The organism is Mesorhizobium sp. WSM4313, from assembly GCF_002294725.1.
Lineage (GTDB): Bacteria > Pseudomonadota > Alphaproteobacteria > Rhizobiales > Rhizobiaceae > Mesorhizobium.
Map to the genome: position 1 here is coordinate 218588 of NZ_NSFT01000003.1, position 18463 is coordinate 237050.

Annotated in this window: 13 protein-coding genes; 10 read left to right on the plus strand and 3 right to left on the minus strand. The window is 63.8% G+C overall.

Features of this window, described 5'->3' with window-relative positions:
- Positions 1-100 precede the first annotated feature (100 nt).
- Both CK219_RS08900 and CK219_RS08905 read right to left on the minus strand, forming a co-directional pair.
- Positions 101-1132: a histone deacetylase family protein gene (locus CK219_RS08900; RefSeq protein WP_095766397.1), complete on the minus strand. Its 1032-nt coding sequence runs from the start codon at positions 1130-1132 to the stop codon at positions 101-103.
- Positions 1133-1174: 42 nt separating this feature from the next.
- Positions 1175-1828 (minus strand): TetR/AcrR family transcriptional regulator, encoded by a 654-nt coding sequence (locus CK219_RS08905; protein WP_095766398.1) that lies wholly within the window; start codon positions 1826-1828, stop codon positions 1175-1177.
- Between the two features lie 250 nt (positions 1829-2078).
- On the opposite strand from CK219_RS08905, the gene CK219_RS08910 reads away from it, so the two are divergent.
- The 8 genes from CK219_RS08910 to CK219_RS08945 all read left to right on the plus strand — a co-directional run bounded on the left by CK219_RS08910 (position 2079) and on the right by CK219_RS08945 (position 12787).
- A complete protein-coding gene (locus CK219_RS08910) occupies positions 2079-3746 on the plus strand; it encodes an amidohydrolase (RefSeq protein WP_095766399.1) in 1668 nt (555 codons plus the stop codon).
- Positions 3747-3887: 141 nt separating this feature from the next.
- Positions 3888-4991, plus strand: coding sequence for an ABC transporter ATP-binding protein (locus CK219_RS08915; protein ID WP_095766400.1), 1104 nt, complete (start codon positions 3888-3890; stop codon positions 4989-4991).
- Complete coding sequence (locus tag CK219_RS08920; RefSeq protein WP_095766401.1) at positions 4991-5938, plus strand: ABC transporter permease; 948 nt, start codon at positions 4991-4993, stop codon at positions 5936-5938. The genes CK219_RS08915 and CK219_RS08920 overlap by 1 nt, the downstream gene beginning before the upstream one ends.
- Entirely contained in the window at positions 5931-6743 is an 813-nt protein-coding gene (locus CK219_RS08925) for an ABC transporter permease (RefSeq protein ID WP_095766402.1), read from the plus strand. The genes CK219_RS08920 and CK219_RS08925 overlap by 8 nt, the downstream gene beginning before the upstream one ends.
- Before the next feature lie 45 nt (positions 6744-6788).
- Entirely contained in the window at positions 6789-7817 is a 1029-nt protein-coding gene (locus CK219_RS08930; protein ID WP_176476969.1) for an extracellular solute-binding protein, read from the plus strand.
- A 121-nt stretch (positions 7818-7938) separates the two neighbouring features.
- On the plus strand, positions 7939-9135 hold the full coding sequence (locus tag CK219_RS08935; RefSeq protein ID WP_095766403.1) for a serine hydrolase: 1197 nt from the start codon (positions 7939-7941) through the stop codon (positions 9133-9135).
- A 29-nt stretch (positions 9136-9164) separates the two neighbouring features.
- Positions 9165-10343, plus strand: a complete 1179-nt coding sequence (locus tag CK219_RS08940) for a serine hydrolase (protein WP_095766404.1) — start codon at positions 9165-9167, stop codon at positions 10341-10343.
- Between the two features lie 122 nt (positions 10344-10465).
- Positions 10466-12787 carry a Tex family protein gene (locus CK219_RS08945; RefSeq protein WP_095766405.1) on the plus strand — a complete coding sequence of 774 codons (2322 nt, stop codon included), beginning with the start codon at positions 10466-10468 and terminating at the stop codon, positions 12785-12787.
- Here CK219_RS08945 and CK219_RS08950 read toward each other — a convergent pair whose 3' ends face one another.
- Entirely contained in the window at positions 12788-13699 is a 912-nt protein-coding gene (locus CK219_RS08950) for a LysR family transcriptional regulator (protein WP_095766406.1), read from the minus strand.
- Positions 13700-13805: 106 nt separating this feature from the next.
- Here CK219_RS08950 and CK219_RS08955 point away from each other — a divergent pair, with 106 nt between their 5' ends.
- Together CK219_RS08955 and CK219_RS08960 are read left to right on the plus strand one after the other, a co-directional pair.
- Positions 13806-15002, plus strand: coding sequence for an acyl-CoA dehydrogenase (locus CK219_RS08955; RefSeq protein WP_095766407.1), 1197 nt, complete (start codon positions 13806-13808; stop codon positions 15000-15002).
- A gap of 106 nt (positions 15003-15108) precedes the next feature.
- The gene (locus CK219_RS08960; protein WP_095766408.1) at positions 15109-18459 is read left to right on the plus strand and encodes a transglutaminase family protein; all 3351 of its coding nucleotides are present in this window, start codon (positions 15109-15111) and stop codon (positions 18457-18459) included.
- Positions 18460-18463 lie beyond the last annotated feature (4 nt).

The following is an 18463-nucleotide window of genomic DNA, read 5'->3' on the forward strand; positions in this document are numbered from 1 at the left end:
GCGGTAGTTCAAAGCTGAATTGAGCCGATGATTTCGAGGCGAGGTCGTAAAAAAATACGCCCCCGGTTGCATCCGGGAGCGCATGGCCTTGAACAGGGGCTTAGCGATCCTCGAAGCCGGTCAGCACGCCGACGGCGTTGATGCCGATCTCTTCCACGGCGTAGCCGCCTTCCATGACGAACAACGTCGGCAGGCCGAGCTTGGCGATACGGCGACCGATCTTGGGATAGTCGACGCTCTTCAGCTTGAACTGGCTGATCGGGTCCTTCTCGAAAGTGTCGACGCCGAGCGAGACGATGACGACATCGGGGGCGTAGGCCGTGAGCTTGGCGCAGGCGTCCTCCAGCGACGCGCTCCAGCCGTCCCAATCGGTGCCGAAAGGCATCGGATAATTGATGTTGAAACCTTCGCCTTCGCCTTCGCCGCGCTCGTCGGCATGGCCAAGGAAGAACGGATACTCGACCATCGGGTTACCATGCAGGTTGAGCACCTGGACGTCGCCGCGGCGATAGAAGATCTCCTGCGTGCCGTTGCCGTGATGGTAGTCGACATCGAGAATGGAGACACGGCTTGCGCCGTGGTCGCGGAACCACTGCGCGACCACGGCGGCGTTGTTGATGAAGCAATAGCCGCCCATGAAGGCAGCGCCGGCATGATGTCCAGGCGGGCGGCAAAGCGCGAAGGCGCTGCGTTCGCCGTCCTTGACCAGGGCGGCGGCGGTCAGCGCCACGTCATAGGAGGACTTGATCGCCGCCCAGGTGCCTTCGACGAAGGTGGCGCCGGCATCGAAGGAGTAATAGCCGAGCAAGGCATCGATGCGCTTCGGCGGCACGTCGCCGCGCAGGCCGCGCGTCGGCCAGGTGAAGCCCATGGCCGATCCAGTGAAGCCGGCGGCGACCCATTCCGGCCATACCGTCGGCAGGAAGTCGATGTAGGGGGCTTCATGCACACGTTTTGCGGCGGCGAGGTCGTGCTCGGTCGGTCCGATGATCGGCCCGAGTTTCTCGCTCTCCACCCGCGCCTTGATGAATTCGGCCCGCGACGGCTTCTCGAAACCCGGCACGATGGCCGACGTGACCAGTTCCATCTGGCCTGAATGGCCGGCATGAAGTGGCGAATAGACAGTTTTCATGGAAACTCCCCTGGAAATGCGAAATCGGTTGGAAGTGCGAAATCACTCGAGATTGAGATGAGGGCTGACCAGAGCGAGCCACATGGCTTCCACATCGTCCTCGATGAGGTCGTATGTCCTGCGATCCCTCTTCAGCCCGACAAGCCGGCAGACATGGCCGACTTCCATCATCAGCACGCCGAGCCGGCTGGCGACCTTGTCTTCGAGAGACGGATTCACATGCTGCAGCCACGCGGCGTAAAGGGCGACGATCTCTTTGTCGTATTCGTCCTGGATCGGCCTCAGGTCGGCGTTGCCGGATATGGCCTCGATCACCGGCATCAGCGTGGCGTTCTCGAGATAGAGCCTCGATGTGTCGGCGAAGAGCTTGCGCACCTCGCGCCGAAACTCGTCACGGTTGGTCGGCCGGGGGACGTTGATGCGTTTCCGGATCACCTCGGGAAAAGACGACAGCCAGCGCCGGGCCAGGTCCAGAAGAATGGCTTCCTTGTTGGGAAAGTACTGATAGACGGAGCCCACCGACAGGCCCGCGCGCTGCGCGATGGCGAGCGTCGTCGGCGTTCTGGTTCCTTGCTCTCGCGTCAGGATCAGGGCCGCATCGAGAATCCTGTCGACCACCTTGCTTGACCGTTGTTGCCGCGGCTGCTTGCGCGGTTCGAGCGCTATTCTGGTCTTGCGGTCGAGACTGCGCTTCACTGCTTGTTGCCCCCGTTCCCCGCTCGGCCTCGCCATCGGCGTGCGGTGCAGTCCACAGTACATTCTAAATCCGGCATGTTGACAAACGCGAATAATCAGTCGCATTCTTTATCCACGCTGTCTTCCACGATAACAAGGGGAATTTCGAAGACGGCGCATCGGCATCGATTTGTCCCACGGCGCTGTCCATATGGAGCGGCGGCTCGTTGGGTCTGGCGTTGCCGATCCCTCAGCAAAATGTGGAGTCGCGATGTCGGTTGCGGATGGTGGTGCGGATCTTGTGGTCGTCAACGGCCGCGTGCTGACCATGGACAATGACAATCCCGCTGCCGAGGCCGTTGCCGTCAAGGACGGCGCCATCATCGCCATTGGCAGCCGCGCTTCCATCGAGGAGCTCAAAGGTCCGACGACAAAGGTCGTCGATGCACAGGGCGGCTCCGTCCTGCCGGGCTTCATCGAGGCGCATATGCATCTGTTCGGCGGCGTGGCCGAGCTCGACAATCTGCATCTGGCGGGCGTGCACGGCTTCGAGGCGCTGCGCGACGCGATCCAGGATTTCGCGGCGAAGCGCCCGGACGCCAGGCTTCTGATCGGCGCCGGCGTCGACTATGCCATCCTGCCGGAGCCGGTGACGCGCCACGATCTCGACCGCATCATTCCCGACCGTCCGTTCGCCATGTCGGCTTCGGACCACCACACGATGTGGGCGAACACCAAGGCGCTGGAAGAGGCCGGCTTGCTCCAGGGTAGGCAGGTCGGACAGGGCAATGAGATCGTCATGGGCGCTGACGGGCTTGCCGCCGGCGAGCTGCGCGAAAGCGAGGCATTCGGTCCGGTCCTCGACCATTACGGGGCGAGCCGGGCGCGGCTTGGCCTCGAGGGCGCCGAGCCGGATCCATCTCCTTCGGAGAACGAATTGGCGGCCGATCGCGATCTGATGCATCGCGGCCTTGAATGGTGCGCCAAGCATGGCATCACCTCGATCCAGAACATGGACGGCAATCTCTACCAGCTCGAGCTGCTGGCCGGGCTGGAAAAAGAGGGGCGGCTCCTTTGCCGCACCAAGATCCCGTTCCACTTCAAGAATTTCATGAAGCTGGACATGCTTGAGAAAGCCTCGCGGATGGCCGCGAGCTACAATTCCGAGTGGCTGTCGTCCGGCATGGTCAAGCTCTTCTATGACGGCGTGCTGGATTCCTGGACGGCGGTGATGGTCGACGACTATGCCGATCGGCCCGGATGGCGGGGCGAGCCGCTGTTTTCGCCTGAACATTTCGCCGAGGTGGCGGTCGAGGCCGACAGGCGCGGGCTGCAGATTGCCGTGCATTCGATCGGCGACGGCGCCGTGCGGGCAGTGCTCGACGGCTACCAGGCGGCGCTGAAGAAGAACGGTCGGCGCGACAGCCGGCATCGCGTCGAGCATATCGAGGTGATCACGGCCGCCGACGTGCCGCGCTTCGCCGAGCTCGGCGTGTTGGCGTCGATGCAGCCGGCGCATCCGCCCGGCGCACTGAACTTCCCGCTCGAGCCGACGATCTCGCGCATCGGCCGCGACAAGTGGCCGTTGAGCTATGCCTGGCGCACGCTGAAAAACGCCGGCGCGCGCGTGGTGTTCGCTTCCGACTGGCCGGTCTCGCCGGTCGATCCGATCCTGTCGATCCAGGCGGCAGTGATGCGCAAGCCTTGGGCAGAAGGCATGCCGGACCAGAGCTTCTCGTTGCAGGAGGCAATAGAGGGCTACACGCTCGAGGGCGCTTATGCGGAGTTCAATGAACATCGCAAGGGCCGCCTCAAAACCGGATATCTCGCCGATATCGTCGTTTTGTCGGCCGATATCGAGGCGACCGCGCCGGAGGCGCTGCACACCGTGCATCCGGTGACCACCATCTGTGGAGGGAGGATCACCTACCAAGCCTGACGATGGCATAGGAATTGCTTAATTGAATGGGGACTCGGGATCGAGTCACTGCTGCGCAGTTGCCAAGCCGACCGGCTTGTGGTGACAATCAAAACAGGAACACACCTGCCGACAAGAGCAGGCGCTCTCAATGGGGTAATCGTGCCGGAACAACCGGGTAAGAACGCGATCGAAGTTCGCGGTGTTCGCAAGGTTTTCGGAACCGGCGAAAACCAGGTAGCCGCCCTCGACACGGTATCGGTGTCGATCCGCGAGAACGAGTTTTTCACACTGCTCGGCCCCTCCGGATGCGGAAAGACGACGCTGCTGAGATTGATTGCCGGCTTCGATTTCCCAACCGCCGGCGAAATTCTGCTGCACGGCCAGGACATCGCGCCGCTGCCGCCCTACAAACGCCCGGTCAACACCGTCTTCCAAAGTTATGCGCTCTTCCCGCATATGACGGTGGCGCAGAATATCGGCTTCGGACTGGAGATGCTGGGCAAGCCGAAAGCCGAGATCGAGGCGCGCGTCGCCCAGATGCTGAAGCTGGTCAAGATGGAGGCGCTGAAGGCCCGCCGCACCAGCCAGATTTCAGGCGGCCAGCAGCAGCGCGTGGCGCTGGCCCGGGCGCTGGCGCCGCAGCCGAAAGTGCTCTTGCTCGACGAGCCGCTCTCGGCGCTGGACTACAAGCTGCGCAAGGAAATGCAGATCGAGCTGAAGCGGCTGCAGAACGAGACCGGCATCACCTTCATCTTCGTCACCCATGACCAGGAGGAAGCGCTGACCATGTCCGACCGCATCGCGGTGATGTCGGCCGGCAAGATCCTGCAGGTCGGCACGCCGCGCGACATCTATGACCGGCCTGCCGAACGCTTCGTCGCCGACTTCATCGGCGAGACGAACTTCCTGCCCGGCACTGTGGTGTCGAAGCAGGGCGGCGTGGCGACGGTCAAATTCGCCAGCAGCGCCACGATTAGTGCCGGCTATCCAGAAGGCTTCAATCCGACCGGCGAGGTGACGCTGGTGGTGCGTCCCGAGCATGCCGATCTGGTACCCGATCCGACCAAGGGCACGATTACCGGCACGCTCTCCAACATCGTCTATTTCGGCACCGACACCCATTTCCACGTAAAACTCGACGGGGACGGCGAGAATTTCATCGTGCGCCACCAGAACAGCCGTTCGAGCGCGGTGACCTACGAGACCGGCGCCAAGGTCGGCATCCAGTTCGAGGAGGACGCCGCCCGCGTCCTGAAAGACTGATGACGACAGCTGCTCTCTCCTCAGCCCCGCTCTCCAAGGCCGCGTTGTTTGAAGCCCAGGCGGTGAAAACCAGCGCGCGGCGCAACCGGCTCTTGTCACTGCCGGCGCTGATCATCATCGGCATTTTCGGCGTGCTGCCGCTGGTCATCATCTGCGTCTATTCATTCCTGGTCGCTGCGCCTTATGGCGGCGTGCAGTGGCAGTTCTCGACCGACGCCTATCTGAACTTCCTGTTCCAGCGCGACATTTTCGACGACACGCTGCAGTTCACGCCGGACTTCCTGATCATCTATCTGCGCTCCTTCCTGTTCGCGGTGGTGACGACGATCATCTGCCTGCTGCTCGGCTTTCCGACCGCCTATTTCATGGCGACGCGGCCGCCGGCGCAGCGCAACTGGTGGGTGCTTCTGATTACCATCCCGTTCTGGTCGAACCTCCTGGTCCGCACGCTGGCGATCATGTTCATCATCCGCGACGAGGGGCTGATCAACAATGCGCTTCTGGCGCTCGGCGTGATCGATAGGCCGATCACGATGCTCTACACCAATTTCGCCATCCAGCTCGGCCTGCTCTACGCCTTCCTGCCGTTCATGGTGCTGCCGCTCTATTCGAGCCTGGAAAAGCTCGACTTCCGCCTGGTTGAGGCAGCCTACGATCTTTACGCGACGCGCCGGCAGGTGCTGTGGCGGGTGATCATCCCCCTGTCCAAGCCCGGCATCATCGCCGGCTGCCTGCTCGTCTTTATTCCGGCGCTCGGCGCTTATGTGACGCCGCTGATCCTGGGCGGCGGCGTGCACCTGATGATCGGCGATCTCATCGCGCAGCAATTCGGTTCGGGCCGCAACTGGCCGCTCGGCTGCGCGCAGGCGCTGATTCTGATGGCGGCGGTGCTGGTGGCGCTGTACTTCTATGTCCGCAATACGTCGGGCAAGGTGCAGCATGGCTGAGCCTCGCGTCATGGACATCAAGGACCAGCCGGGCTTCCGCTCGATCGCTATCATCTGCTTGCTGGTGCTTTATATACCGGTGCTGATCCTGATGATCTTCTCGTTGAACAGCGGCTCGCTGGTCACGCATTGGGAAGGCGTCACGCTCAAATGGTATGGCAGCGCCTTCCTCAACCAGGAGTTCCACAGCGCTGCGAAGAACACGCTGATCATCTCGGTGACCGCGACGATAGTCTCGACCATCTGCGCGACGCTGGCCGCGATCGGCATGACGCGGGTGAAGCCATGGCGCGGGCTCGCCGCGGCCTTCATGGTCATCAACCTGCCGCTGATGGTGCCGGAGATCATCACGGCGGTGGCGACGCTCTCGTTCTTCGCGCTGATCGCCGGCACGCTCGGGCTGAATTTCGGCATCGGCAATTTGATCCTCGCCCACACCGTGTTCTGTATCCCCTTCGCCTATATGCCGATCAGGGCGCGGCTCGAGGACATGGACCTGACGCTGGAATACGCGGCGGCAGATCTCTATGCGACGCCGTGGAACGCCTTCAAGCGCATCACGCTGCCGCTTTTGGTTCCCGGCATCATGTCGGGCGCGGCGCTGGCCTTCATCGTCTCCTTCGACGATTTCACCATCACGCAACTCGTCGCCGGCCCCGGCCAGACGACGCTGCCCCTCTACATCTGGAACCAGATCCGGCGGCCGATGACGCCGGAGATCAACGCCATCTCGACCATCTTGCTCCTGGTGTCGATCCTGTTCGTTTCGGTCTCGTTCCTGATCGCGCGGCGGCGAGCAAAATGATCCGCGAGCTCCAACACAACAATGGGAAGGCAAGGAGAACATAAAATGTCTGGAAAGATGATGGCGGCCGTGTCCGCGGCCGTTCTGCTATGGGCAGTGCCGGCGCTCGCCGACGGCGAACTGCACATCTACAATTGGGGCGACTACACCAACCCCAAGCTGATCGAAAAATTCGAGAAGCAGTACAACGTCAAGGTGACGCTGGACGACTACGATTCCAACGAAACCATGCTGTCCAAGGTGCGCGCCGGCAATTCCGGCTACGACATCGTCGTGCCGTCCGACTACACTGTGAAGATCATGATCGAAGAAGGCCTGCTCGAAAAAACCGAGCCCAACGCGATGCCGAACGGCAAGAACATCGATCCGCGCTTCCTCAACATTTATTGGGACGACGGCCGCCATTATACCGTGCCGTGGCAATTCGGCACGACCGCGTTCTCCGTCAATACGGACAAGTTCAAGGGCGACATCAACACGTTGGCCATCCTGTTCAATCCCCCCGATGAACTGAAGGGCCAGATCAACATGCTGGACGACGTCAACACCGTCATGCATGCGGCCGAGCGCTATGCCGGCGTGCCGCGCTGCGGCGCCGACAAGGCCAATTTGAAGAAAATCAACGACATCCTAACGGCCGCCAAGCCGTCGTGGAAAACCTTCAGTTACGACACCATCACCAAGATCACCTCCGGCGACGTCATCGTCTCGGAGCAGTGGAACGGCGCCAGCTACCGTTCGCGGCAGAAGACTCCGGCGATCAAATATGCCTATCCGAAGGAAGGCATCGAAGGTTGGATGGACAATGTCGCGGTGCTGAAGGGCGCCAAGAACCTCGAAAACGCGAAGCTGTTCCAGGACTTCGTCATGGCGCCTGAGAACGCGGCGCTGATCTCCGAGTTTGCCGGTTACGACAACGGCATCGCCGGCAGCCATAAATTCCTGCCGCCGGAGTTTGCCAACTCGCCGGAAATCAGCCCTCCGGCCGGCTCGCCGACGCCGGAATTCGTACCGCCATGCCCGCCGGACGTGGTGGAGATCTACAACAAGATCTGGACCAACCTGCGCAAATAAAACAGCGCGGCGCATGGAAGGAGGGGAGGCTCCGGCCTCCCTTTCTTGTGACTGGTTCTGTGCATATCGTTCTGCGAAAAACCGCTTACGCATTTGGGCGACATGCATCGAGGAGGAAATCTTGTCGTCCTATCGCAACTCCGATCCGCGGCTGCCGATCATGCAGGGCTCGCCGCCAAAGCTGGTGCCGCCGAAGCTCGACTGGGATCGGCCGCCCTGGAACCGCTGGGCCTTCCAGCACATCCGCGAATTTCTGCCGACCGTCGAGGTGTGGCGCGGCAGCGGCCATCGCCATCGCCTCGAGCGCGCGGAGGTGGACCTCGACGATCTGCCGGTGGCCGACAGCAACGGTGCGCCGACGTCACTCGCGGGCCTGCTCGACGAGACCTATGCCGACGGCTTCCTGGTGCTGAAGGACGGCAGGATCGCCTATGAGCGTTATTTCAACGGCATGGACGAGCGCACGCTGCATCTGTCGCAATCGATGGCGAAGTCGGTCACCGGAGCGGTGTGTGGCATCCTGGTTGGCCGCGGCCTGATCGATCCGGGCAAGCTGGTCACCGACTATCTGCCGGAGCTTGTCGAGACCGGCTGGGCCGGCGCCACGGTGCAGCAGGTGCTCGACATGACGACGGGCGTGCGCTTTTCCGAAGAATACACCGACCGCTATTCCGAGATCGGCCAGGTCGATGTCGCGACCGGCTGGAAGCCGATCCCGCCGGGCAGCGATCCGGACTTCGAGTGGCCGTCGCATCTGTTCGAGCTGATCCTGCGGCTGAAGGACAGAGTGCGCCCGCATGGCGAGGCGTTCGAATACCGCTCGATCGAGACCGACGTGCTCGCCTTCATCATGGAGCGGGTGAGCGGCAAGCGCCTGGCGCAGCTCGTCTCGGAAGAGCTCTGGCAGAAGCTCGGCGCCGACGAGAGCGCCTGCTTCACCGTCGATAGCGCCGGCTATGCGCTGGCCGATGGCGGCTTCAATGCGACGCTGCGCGACTATGGCCGCTTCGGGCAATTGATCCTCGACAATGGCGGCGGCGTGATCCCGGCCGACTGGATCGAGGCGACACGCAGCGGCAAACACGGGCCGAATTTCAGCCCGAGCCTTCCCGACGGCAGCTACCGCAACCAGTTCTGGATCGAGGATTCGCGCTCACGCTCGCTGATGTGCCGCGGCGTGTTCGGCCAATTGATCCACATGAGCTGGGAACACAGGATGGTCGTTGTGAAGCTTTCGAGCTATCCGGATTTCGTCAATTCCGCCTATTCGGTGGCGACGCAGAAGGCGGTGCATGCCATCGCCGCCGCGCTGACCTGAAACCGCAAAACAAGATCCGGGAGAGCATCATGAGCGGCAAGACCGCGTTCGAGGCCAGATACGGCTTTGCCCGCAAGGATGTGCGGCTCGACAACTGGCGGCTTTCGCCGTTCAACCGATGGTCGTTCCAGAATGTCGGCGAGCTGGTGCCGAGCGCGCATATCGCGGCGGCGCCCGCCGGCGAGAGCCAAGCGAAATCGCTCGGCGCATTGCTTGAGGAAAAAATATCGCTCGCCGGTGGCAGCGAGACCGTCGAGGGTTTCCTGAAGCGTTCCGACACGGACGGGCTGACGATCCTGAAAGCCGGCAAGCTGGTCGGCGACTGGTCGGCGCCGCATATGCCGTTCGGAGCGCGCCACATCATCTTTTCGATCAGCAAGTCGGTGACGGCGATTCTCGCAGGCATACTGGAAGGCGAGGGGTTGTTCGATCCCAACGCGCCGGTAACGCACTACATCCCTGAAGCCAAGGGCTCAGCCTATGGCGACGCGAGCGTGCGCAACGTGCTCGACATGACGGTGAGCCTCGATTTCGAGGAAGCCTATCTCGATCCGGAAAGCGCCTTCGCCCGCTACCGCCGCTCGACGCTGTGGAATCCCGGCGGCGGGTCCGAGAGCCTCACCGCGTTCCTGATGACCATCCAGCGGCTTGCCGAGCCGCATGGCCAGACCTATCGCTACCGTTCGCCCAATTCAGACGTGCTCGGCATCCTGATCGAACGGGCTTCCGGCAGGCGTGTCAGCGACCTGCTCAGCGAGAAACTGTGGCAGCCGCTCGGTGCTGGAAGCGAAATGTCGGTGACCGTCGACATGGAAGGCACGGCGCGCACCGCCGGTGGCATGTCGATGACGCCGCGCGACCTTGTCCGCATCGGCGACATGATGCGGCAGGGCGGCATCGCCAATGGCCGCCGCATCGTGCCGGAAGCCTGGGTGCGCGACACGGTGGCCACCGGCGGCAGCCATGAAGCCTGGCAACGCGGCACGATGGCGTTCCTGTTCCCGAAGGGACGCTACCGCAACAAATGGTATCAGACCGGCCACGACAGCGGCGCCTTCTGCGGCATCGGCATTCACGGCCAGTGGCTTTACGTCAATCCGAAGACGGACGTGGTCATCGCCAAGATGTCGTCGCAGCCGGAACCGGTGGACGACAAGCTGGATGGGGACATCGTGGCGTTCTTCGAAGCGTTGAGCGGCATGGTTTGAGCCGGTCAGAGGCTGGTTCCAACAGCTGTTTTCTGTGGACCTTCGGCGCGTGACGAAACCGTTGCGGTTGGCGCAGCGGTTCTCCCGTCCTATGGTCGCCGCTCTTTTCCGCAGGGACCAGCATGGCATCGGACATCAAGCGCATCGCAGCAATCATCGCGGCCGAGATCGGCGCGCGGCCGGAACAGGCAGCGGCGGCAATCGGGCTGCTCGACGAAGGCGCGACAGTCCCCTTCGTGGCGCGTTACCGCAAGGAAGTCACCGGCGGGCTCGACGATACGCAGCTGCGCGACCTTTCCGAGCGGCTCGCCTATCTGCGTGAGCTCGATGCGCGGCGCGAGACCATCGTCAGCTCCATCCGCGAGCAGGGCAAGCTTACCGAGGAGCTGGAAGCCAAGATCCGGGCGGCCGCCACAAAGGCGGAGCTCGAGGACATCTATCTGCCCTACAAGCCGAAGCGGCGCACCAAGGCCGAAATCGCCAAGGAGCGTGGGCTTGGGCCGCTCGCAGAGGCGATCCTCGCCGATCGCTCGAAAATTCCGGCCGAGCTTGCGCTCGCCTATGTCACGGAAGAGGTGGCCGACGCCAAGGCGGCGCTTGAAGGCGCGCGAGACATCCTGTCGGAGCAGTTCGCCGAAAATGCCGATCTGGTCGGCAAGCTGCGCGCCTATATGAAGGAACGCGCCTTCCTGCGCGCAAAAGTCGTCGACGGCAAGCAGGAGGCCGGCGCGAAATTCTCCGACTATTTCGACCATGTCGAGCGCTGGGCAGGCGTGCCCAGCCACCGCGCCCTGGCCATGCTGCGCGGCCGCAACGAGGAAGTGCTGTCGCTCGACATCGAGGTCGATGCCGACGATCAATCGCCGGTGAAGCCGGTCGATCGCATGATCGCCAACGCCTATGCGATCGGCGCGACGCTGCCCGGCGATAAATGGCTGATGGAGGTAGCCGGTTGGACCTGGCGGATAAAACTGTCGCTGCATCTGACGCTTGACCTGATGCGCGACCTGCGCGAGCGGGCCGAGGAAGAGGCGATCCATGTCTTTGCCCGCAACCTGAAGGACCTGCTGCTGGCCGCGCCCGCCGGCTCGCGGCCGACCATGGGGCTCGATCCAGGCATCCGCACCGGAGTCAAGGTTGCGGTGGTCGACGGCACCGGCAAGCTGGTGGCGACCACCACCGTCTATCCGTTCCCGCCAAGGAACGACGTGCGCGGCACGCAGGCCGAGCTCGCCGCCCTCATCCGCCAGCACAAGGTCGAGCTGATCTCGATCGGCAACGGTACCGGCAGCCGAGAGACCGAGAAGCTGGTGGCCGACATGCTTTCGGACCTGCCGGCAGGTGCCGGGCCGAAGCCGCTCAAGGTGATCGTCAGCGAGGCTGGCGCCTCGGTCTATTCGGCCTCGGCGACGGCAGCGGCAGAATTCCCGGGCCTGGATGTGTCGCTGCGCGGCGCGGTGTCGATAGCACGGCGCCTGCAGGACCCGCTGGCCGAGCTGGTCAAGATCGAGCCGAAGTCGATCGGCGTCGGCCAGTATCAGCACGATGTCGACCAGTACCGGCTCGGCCGTTCGCTGGAAGCCGTGGTCGAGGATGCGGTGAACGCCGTCGGTGTCGACCTCAACACGGCGTCGGCGCCGCTTTTGGCGCGCGTGTCGGGACTTGGGCCGTCGCTGGCCGAGGCGATCGTTGCGCATCGCGACGCGGCCGGGCCGTTTGCCAGCCGTAAGGACCTGCTCAAGGTGGCGCGGCTCGGGCCGCGCGCATTCGAGCAAAGTGCCGGCTTCCTGCGCATTCCGAACGGGACAGAGCCGCTCGATGCGTCATCGGTGCATCCGGAAGCCTATGGTGTGGCCAAGAAAATCGTCGCCGCTTGCGGCCGCGACGTGCGCGCGCTGATGGGGGACAGCGCGGCGCTGAAGGCGCTCGACCCGCGCGTCTTCGTCGACGAGCGTTTCGGCCTGCCGACTGTGCGCGACATCATCGCCGAGCTGGAAAAACCCGGACGCGACCCGCGCCCCGGCTTCAAGACGGCGACCTTTGCCGAGGGTGTCGACGACATCAAGGATTTGAAGCCGGGCATGCTGCTCGAAGGCACAGTTACCAATGTCGCCGCCTTCGGCGCTTTCGTCGATATTGGCGTGCACCAGGATGGGCTGGTGCATGTCTCGCAACTGGCCGACCGCTTCATCAAGGACGCGCATGAAGTGGTGAAGGCCGGCGATGTCGTGAAGGTGCGGGTCGTCGATGTCGACATCAAGCGCAAGCGCATCGGCCTTTCGATGCGCAAGGATGGCGGCGAGGGCGGGGCGCCCCGTGGCGGCGAGCGCGATCACGGCGGCAGCAAGCCGGCGCCGCGCTCGCCAGCGCCGCAGCGCCAGCCGGAGCGGCCGTCGCAGGGCGCGCTCGGTGCGGCGCTCGCCGAGGCGATGAAGCGCAAATAGCTACCACGCCAGGACAGCCGGCTCCTTGCCGATCTGACCCAGCAGCCAGTCGCGAAAACTGGCGACCGGCGGGTGGCCGCGCTTGTCGTGCGGCACGACGAGGTAATAGGCGCTGCGGCTTTGCATCGGCGTGCCCGGCGCCGGCACCAGCTGGCCGCGCTGCAACTCGCCGGCAATCAGGATTTCCGGCAGCAGCGCCACGCCGAGACCCGCCATGCAGGCCTGGGCGACGGTGCCGAACTGCTCGAACTGCATGCCGGGCCCGGTCGGGGCCTCAAGCCCCTGATGCTCGAACCACTCGCTCCAGGCGCCGGGGCGGGTCGCCATATGCAGCAGCGGCAGACGGCTGATGTCGGCCGGCATGGCGATGGCGCGGCTGGCCAAAAATTCGGGCGAAACCACCGGCATTACGGTCTCGCGCATCAAGAGCGTGCAATCGGCGTCCGGCCAGTCGGGCATGCCGTGATGGATGGCGGCATCCAGCCGCTCGCGGGCGAAGTCGAAGCGTCCGATGCGGGTGGCGAAGTTGATGGTGATGTCGGGATGGCGGGCGACGAAATCCGGGATCAGCGGCATCAGCCAGCGTGTGCCGAAGGTCGGCAGGATGGCCAGGTTGAGAACGCCGCTATGCCGATTGCTCATCAATCCAAGCGCTGCGTCGCGCAATTGGCCAAGCGCCGAGCGCACCGCTTCGGCATAGATCTCGCCGGGCGGCGACAGCCGGACGTTGCGGCTGTCGCGTTCGAACAGCCGGCGACCGAATTGCTCTTCTAGGAGGCTGATCTGCCGGCTGACAGCCCCTTGCGTCAGGTGGAGCTCACGCGCGGCGGCGGTGAAGGAGCCGAGACGCGCAACCGCTTCGAAGGCGGCGAGGGCGGCGGTGTTGGGTAGAAGGCGGCGCTGGACATTCATGATCCATTACTAACGCTCATTGATCCGTGATGCAATTTCGTTTGATTTTTTGCACGCGGAGTCCGATAAGCCGGCCATCTCAACAATATGTCGGGAGATCGAGGCCATGGCCGCCGAGAAGAACGCCTTCGTGTGGAACGATCCTTTCCTGATCGAGGACCAGCTTTCCGAGGATGAGCGCATGGTGCGCGACGGCGCGGCCGCTTTCGCGGCCGACAAGCTGGCGCCGCGCATCGAGGAAGCCTATGCCGAAGAGAAGACCGATCCATCGATCTTCCGCGAGATGGGCGAAGCGGGCCTGCTCGGCATCACCATTCCGGAAGAATATGGCGGGCTCGGCGCCAACTATGTGACTTACGGCCTGGTGGCGCGCGAAGTCGAGCGGATCGATTCCGGCTACCGCTCGATGATGAGCGTGCAATCCTCGCTGGTCATGTATCCGATCCATGCCTATGGCTCGGAAGCGCAGCGCAAGAAATACCTGCCGAAGCTGGCGTCGGGCGAATGGATCGGCTGTTTCGGGCTCACCGAGCCGGACGCCGGCTCCGATCCAGGCGGCATGAAGACGCGCGCCGAGAAGACGGCGAACGGCTACAGGCTCTCCGGCTCCAAGATGTGGATCTCGAACGCGCCGATCGCCGACGTCTTCGTCGTGTGGGCGAAGCTGAAGGGCGACAGCGGCAAGGACGAGATCCGCGGCTTCGTGCTGGAAAAGGGCATGAAGGGACTGTCGGCGCCGAAGATCGGCGGCAAGTTGTCGTTGCGGGCGTCAATCACCGGCGAGGTGGTGCTGGAAGGCGTCGAGGTCGGCGAAGACGCGTTGCTGCCCAACGCCAAGGGCCTCGGCGGTCCGTTCGGCTGCCTCAACCGGGCGCGCTACGGCATCTCCTGGGGAGCGATGGGCGCGGCCGAGGATTGCTGGCACCGGGCGCGGCAATACGGCCTCGACAGAAAACAGTTTGGCAAGCCGCTCGCCGGCACGCAATTGTTCCAGAAGAAGCTCGCCGACATGCAGACCGAGATCGCGCTCGGACTGCAGGGCTCGCTGCGCGTCGGCCGGCTGATGGACGAAGGCAAGATGGCGCCGGAAATGATCTCGATCGTCAAGCGCAACAATTGCGGCAAGGCGCTCGACATCGCCCGCCAGGCCCGCGACATGCATGGCGGCAACGGCATCCAGATCGGCTATCACGTGATGCGCCACGCGCAGAACCTGGAGACGGTCAACACCTACGAAGGGACGCATGATGTGCATGCGCTGATCCTCGGAAGGGCGCAGACGGGGATCCAGGCGTTTTTCTAAGCCGGTAAGGCTGCTTAAATTAGGTGCAGCGCAACATCTCTGCTTGGAGAATGGCCAGCATCTATGTCAGGGTTCGGCGAATTGAAACGCCGAACTCCGGGGCACCATGGCAATTCAGGCAGCCGTTCATCACCTGACCCATTACAAATATGACCGGCCGGTGGTGCTCGGTCCCCAGGTGATCAGGCTGCAGCCGGCGCCGCATTCTCGCACCAAGGTGCTCAGCCATTCGCTGAAGGTCGAGCCGGCAAACCACTTCGTCAATCTGCAGCAGGATCCCTACGGCAACTTCCTCGCCCGCTTCGTCTTTCCGGAGCCGGTGACGGAACTGAAGATCGAAGTCGACCTCGTCGCCGACATGACGGTCTATAATCCGTTCGACTTTTTTGTCGAGGAGAGCGCCGAGACCTTTCCGTTCGACTATCCCGAAGAGATCAGGGAAGACCTCGCCATCTACCGCGCGCCGGAGCCAGCCGGGCCGCTGTTGTCGAAATTCCTGGCAAGCATCGACCGCAGCCCGACAAACACCGTCAATTTCCTCGTCGACCTCAATGCAAGGCTGCAGCGCGAGATCGCCTACATCGTGCGCATGGAGACCGGCGTCTACTCGCCGGAAGAGACACTGGCCGCGGCCAAGGGTTCGTGCCGGGATTCGAGCTGGCTCTTTGTGCAGATCCTGCGCAATCTCGGCATCGCCGCGCGCTTCGTCTCCGGCTACTTGATCCAGCTCAAGCCGGATCTCGTCTCGCTCGACGGACCGCCGGGAACCGCTATCGACTTCACCGACCTGCATGCCTGGTGCGAGGTCTATATTCCCGGCGCCGGCTGGATCGGCTTCGATCCGACCTCCGGCCTGCTCACCGGCGAAAGCCATGTGCCGCTGGCGGCGACGCCGCATTTCCGCAATGCCGCGCCGATCTCCGGCATGGCGAGCTTCGCCAATGTCGATTTCAACTTCGACATGCGCGTCGACCGGATTGCCGAGCATCCGCGCATCACCAAGCCGTTCTCGGACGAAAGCTGGGAGGCGCTCGATCGACTGGGTGAAAAAGTCGACGCGGTGCTGAAAGACGGCGACGTGCGGCTCACCATGGGCGGCGAGCCGACCTTCGTGTCGATCGACGATTTCGAGTCCGCCGAATGGAACACGGCTGCCGTCGGTCCGACCAAGCGCGACAAGGCGGATGAGTTGATCCGCCGGCTGCGCGAGCGGTTCGCGCCGGGCGGCTTCCTGCATTACGGCCAGGGCAAGTGGTATCCGGGCGAGAGCCTGCCGCGCTGGACCTTCTCGCTCTACTGGCGCACCGACGGCGAGCCGGTGTGGCGCGATCCGTCGCTGATCGCGCGGGAAAAGAGTGGCGCTGCCGTGGGACCGGAGCAGGCCGAGAGCCTGCTCACGGCGATCGCCGGCGAGCTCGGCATCGACAAAGCGATGGTGGGCGAGGCCTATGAGGATCCGGGCGAGTGGCTGCTCAAGGAAGGCAAGCTGCCGGACAATGTCGATCCTTCCAATTCGAAGCTGGAAGACCCTGAAGAGCGGAGCCGCATGGCGCGCGTCTTCGAGCGTGGCCTGACCAAGCCGTCAGGCTATGTGCTGCCGGTGCAGCGCTGGAACAGCCAGGCCGCTGGACAGCGCTGGCGCTCGGAAAAATGGAAGACCAGGCGCGGGCGCCTGTTTCTGGTGCCGGGCGACTCTCCAGTCGGCTACCGCTTGCCGCTCGGTACGTTGCCCTATGTTCCGCCGGCGCAATTCCCTTACATCGTGCCCGTCGACCCCTCAGTGCCACGTGGCCCGCTGCCTGCGCGCGCCGAAATCCTGCCGGAAGCTCCGGCCGGCGGCGCGGACGAAATGGCGCGTCAGCAGGCTGAGGCCTCCTTCACCGCCGCCACGGCCCAGCAGGACCGGGTCGAGCAGCGACTGACCGAGATCGGCGGCGCGGTGCGGACCGCACTCACCGTCGAGCCGCGCGACGGCAGGCTCTGTGTGTTCATGCCGCCGGTCGAAGCGCTGGAGGATTATCTCGAACTGGTGGCGGCGGCGGAAAATGCTGCCAAGGCCATCGGGTTGCCGGTGCATATCGAGGGCTATGCTCCGCCGCACGACCCGCGCCTCAACGTCATCCGCGTCGCGCCGGATCCAGGCGTCATCGAGGTCAACATCCACCCGGCCGCCAACTGGCAGGAATGTGTCACGACAACCACAGCCATTTACGAGGAAGCGCGGCAGTCGCGGCTCGGTACCGACAAGTTCATGATCGACGGCCGCCACACCGGCACCGGCGGCGGCAATCATGTCGTGGTCGGCGGCGCGACGCCCAATGACAGCCCGTTCCTGCGCCGGCCAGACCTTCTGAAGAGCCTGGTGCTGCAATGGCAGCGGCATCCGTCCCTGTCCTACCTGTTTTCGGGCCTGTTCATCGGCCCGACCAGCCAGGCGCCGCGCATCGACGAGGCGCGGCACGATTCGCTCTACGAACTGGAGATCGCGCTGGCGCAGGTGCCGCATCCCGAGAAGGGCGAGGCGCCCTTGCCATGGCTGGTCGACCGGCTGTTCCGCAATCTCTTGACCGACGTGACCGGCAACACGCACCGTTCGGAAATCTGCATCGACAAACTGTTCTCGCCGGATGGCCCGACCGGCCGGCTCGGGCTGGTCGAGTTCCGCGGCTTCGAGATGCCGCCCAATGCGCGCATGAGCCTCGCGCAGCAATTGCTGGTGCGCGCGATCATCGCCCGCGCCTGGAGGAACCCGCTCGACGGACGCTTCGTGCGCTGGGGCACCTCGCTGCACGACCGTTTCATGCTGCCGCACTACGTCTGGGCGGATTTCCTCGACGTGCTGGAGGATCTGAAGCTGAACGGCTTCGATTTCCGCCCCGAATGGTTCGCGGCCCAGCTCGAATTCCGTTTCCCGTTCTGCGGCGAGGTCCAACATGCCGGCGTCAAGCTGGAGTTGAGGCAGGCGCTAGAGCCGTGGCATGTGATGGGCGAGCAGGGCGCTATCGGCGGCACGGTCCGCTTCGTCGATTCCTCGGTCGAGCGGCTGCAGGTGCGAACCGAAGGCCTCAATCCGGAGCGTCACGCCATCGTCTGCAACGGCCGCCTCGTGCCGATGAAGGTCACCGACAATCGCGAGGTCGCGGTGGCCGGCGTTCGCTTCAAGGCTTGGCAGCCGGCGTCGGGCCTGCATCCGGCGCTGCCGGTCAACACGCCGCTGGTCTTCGACATCTATGACCGCTGGTCGGGCCGCTCGGTCGGCGGCTGCGTCTACCATGTCGCGCATCCGGGCGGCCGCAACTACGACACCTTCCCAGTCAACGGCAACGAGGCCGAGGCGCGACGGCTTGCCCGGTTCGAACCGCGCGGCCACACGCCGGGCGGCTATGTGCTGCGTGACGAAGAAGCTGCTGAAGAGTTCCCCATGACCCTTGACCTCAGGCAGCCGGCGAGATTCTGATCGA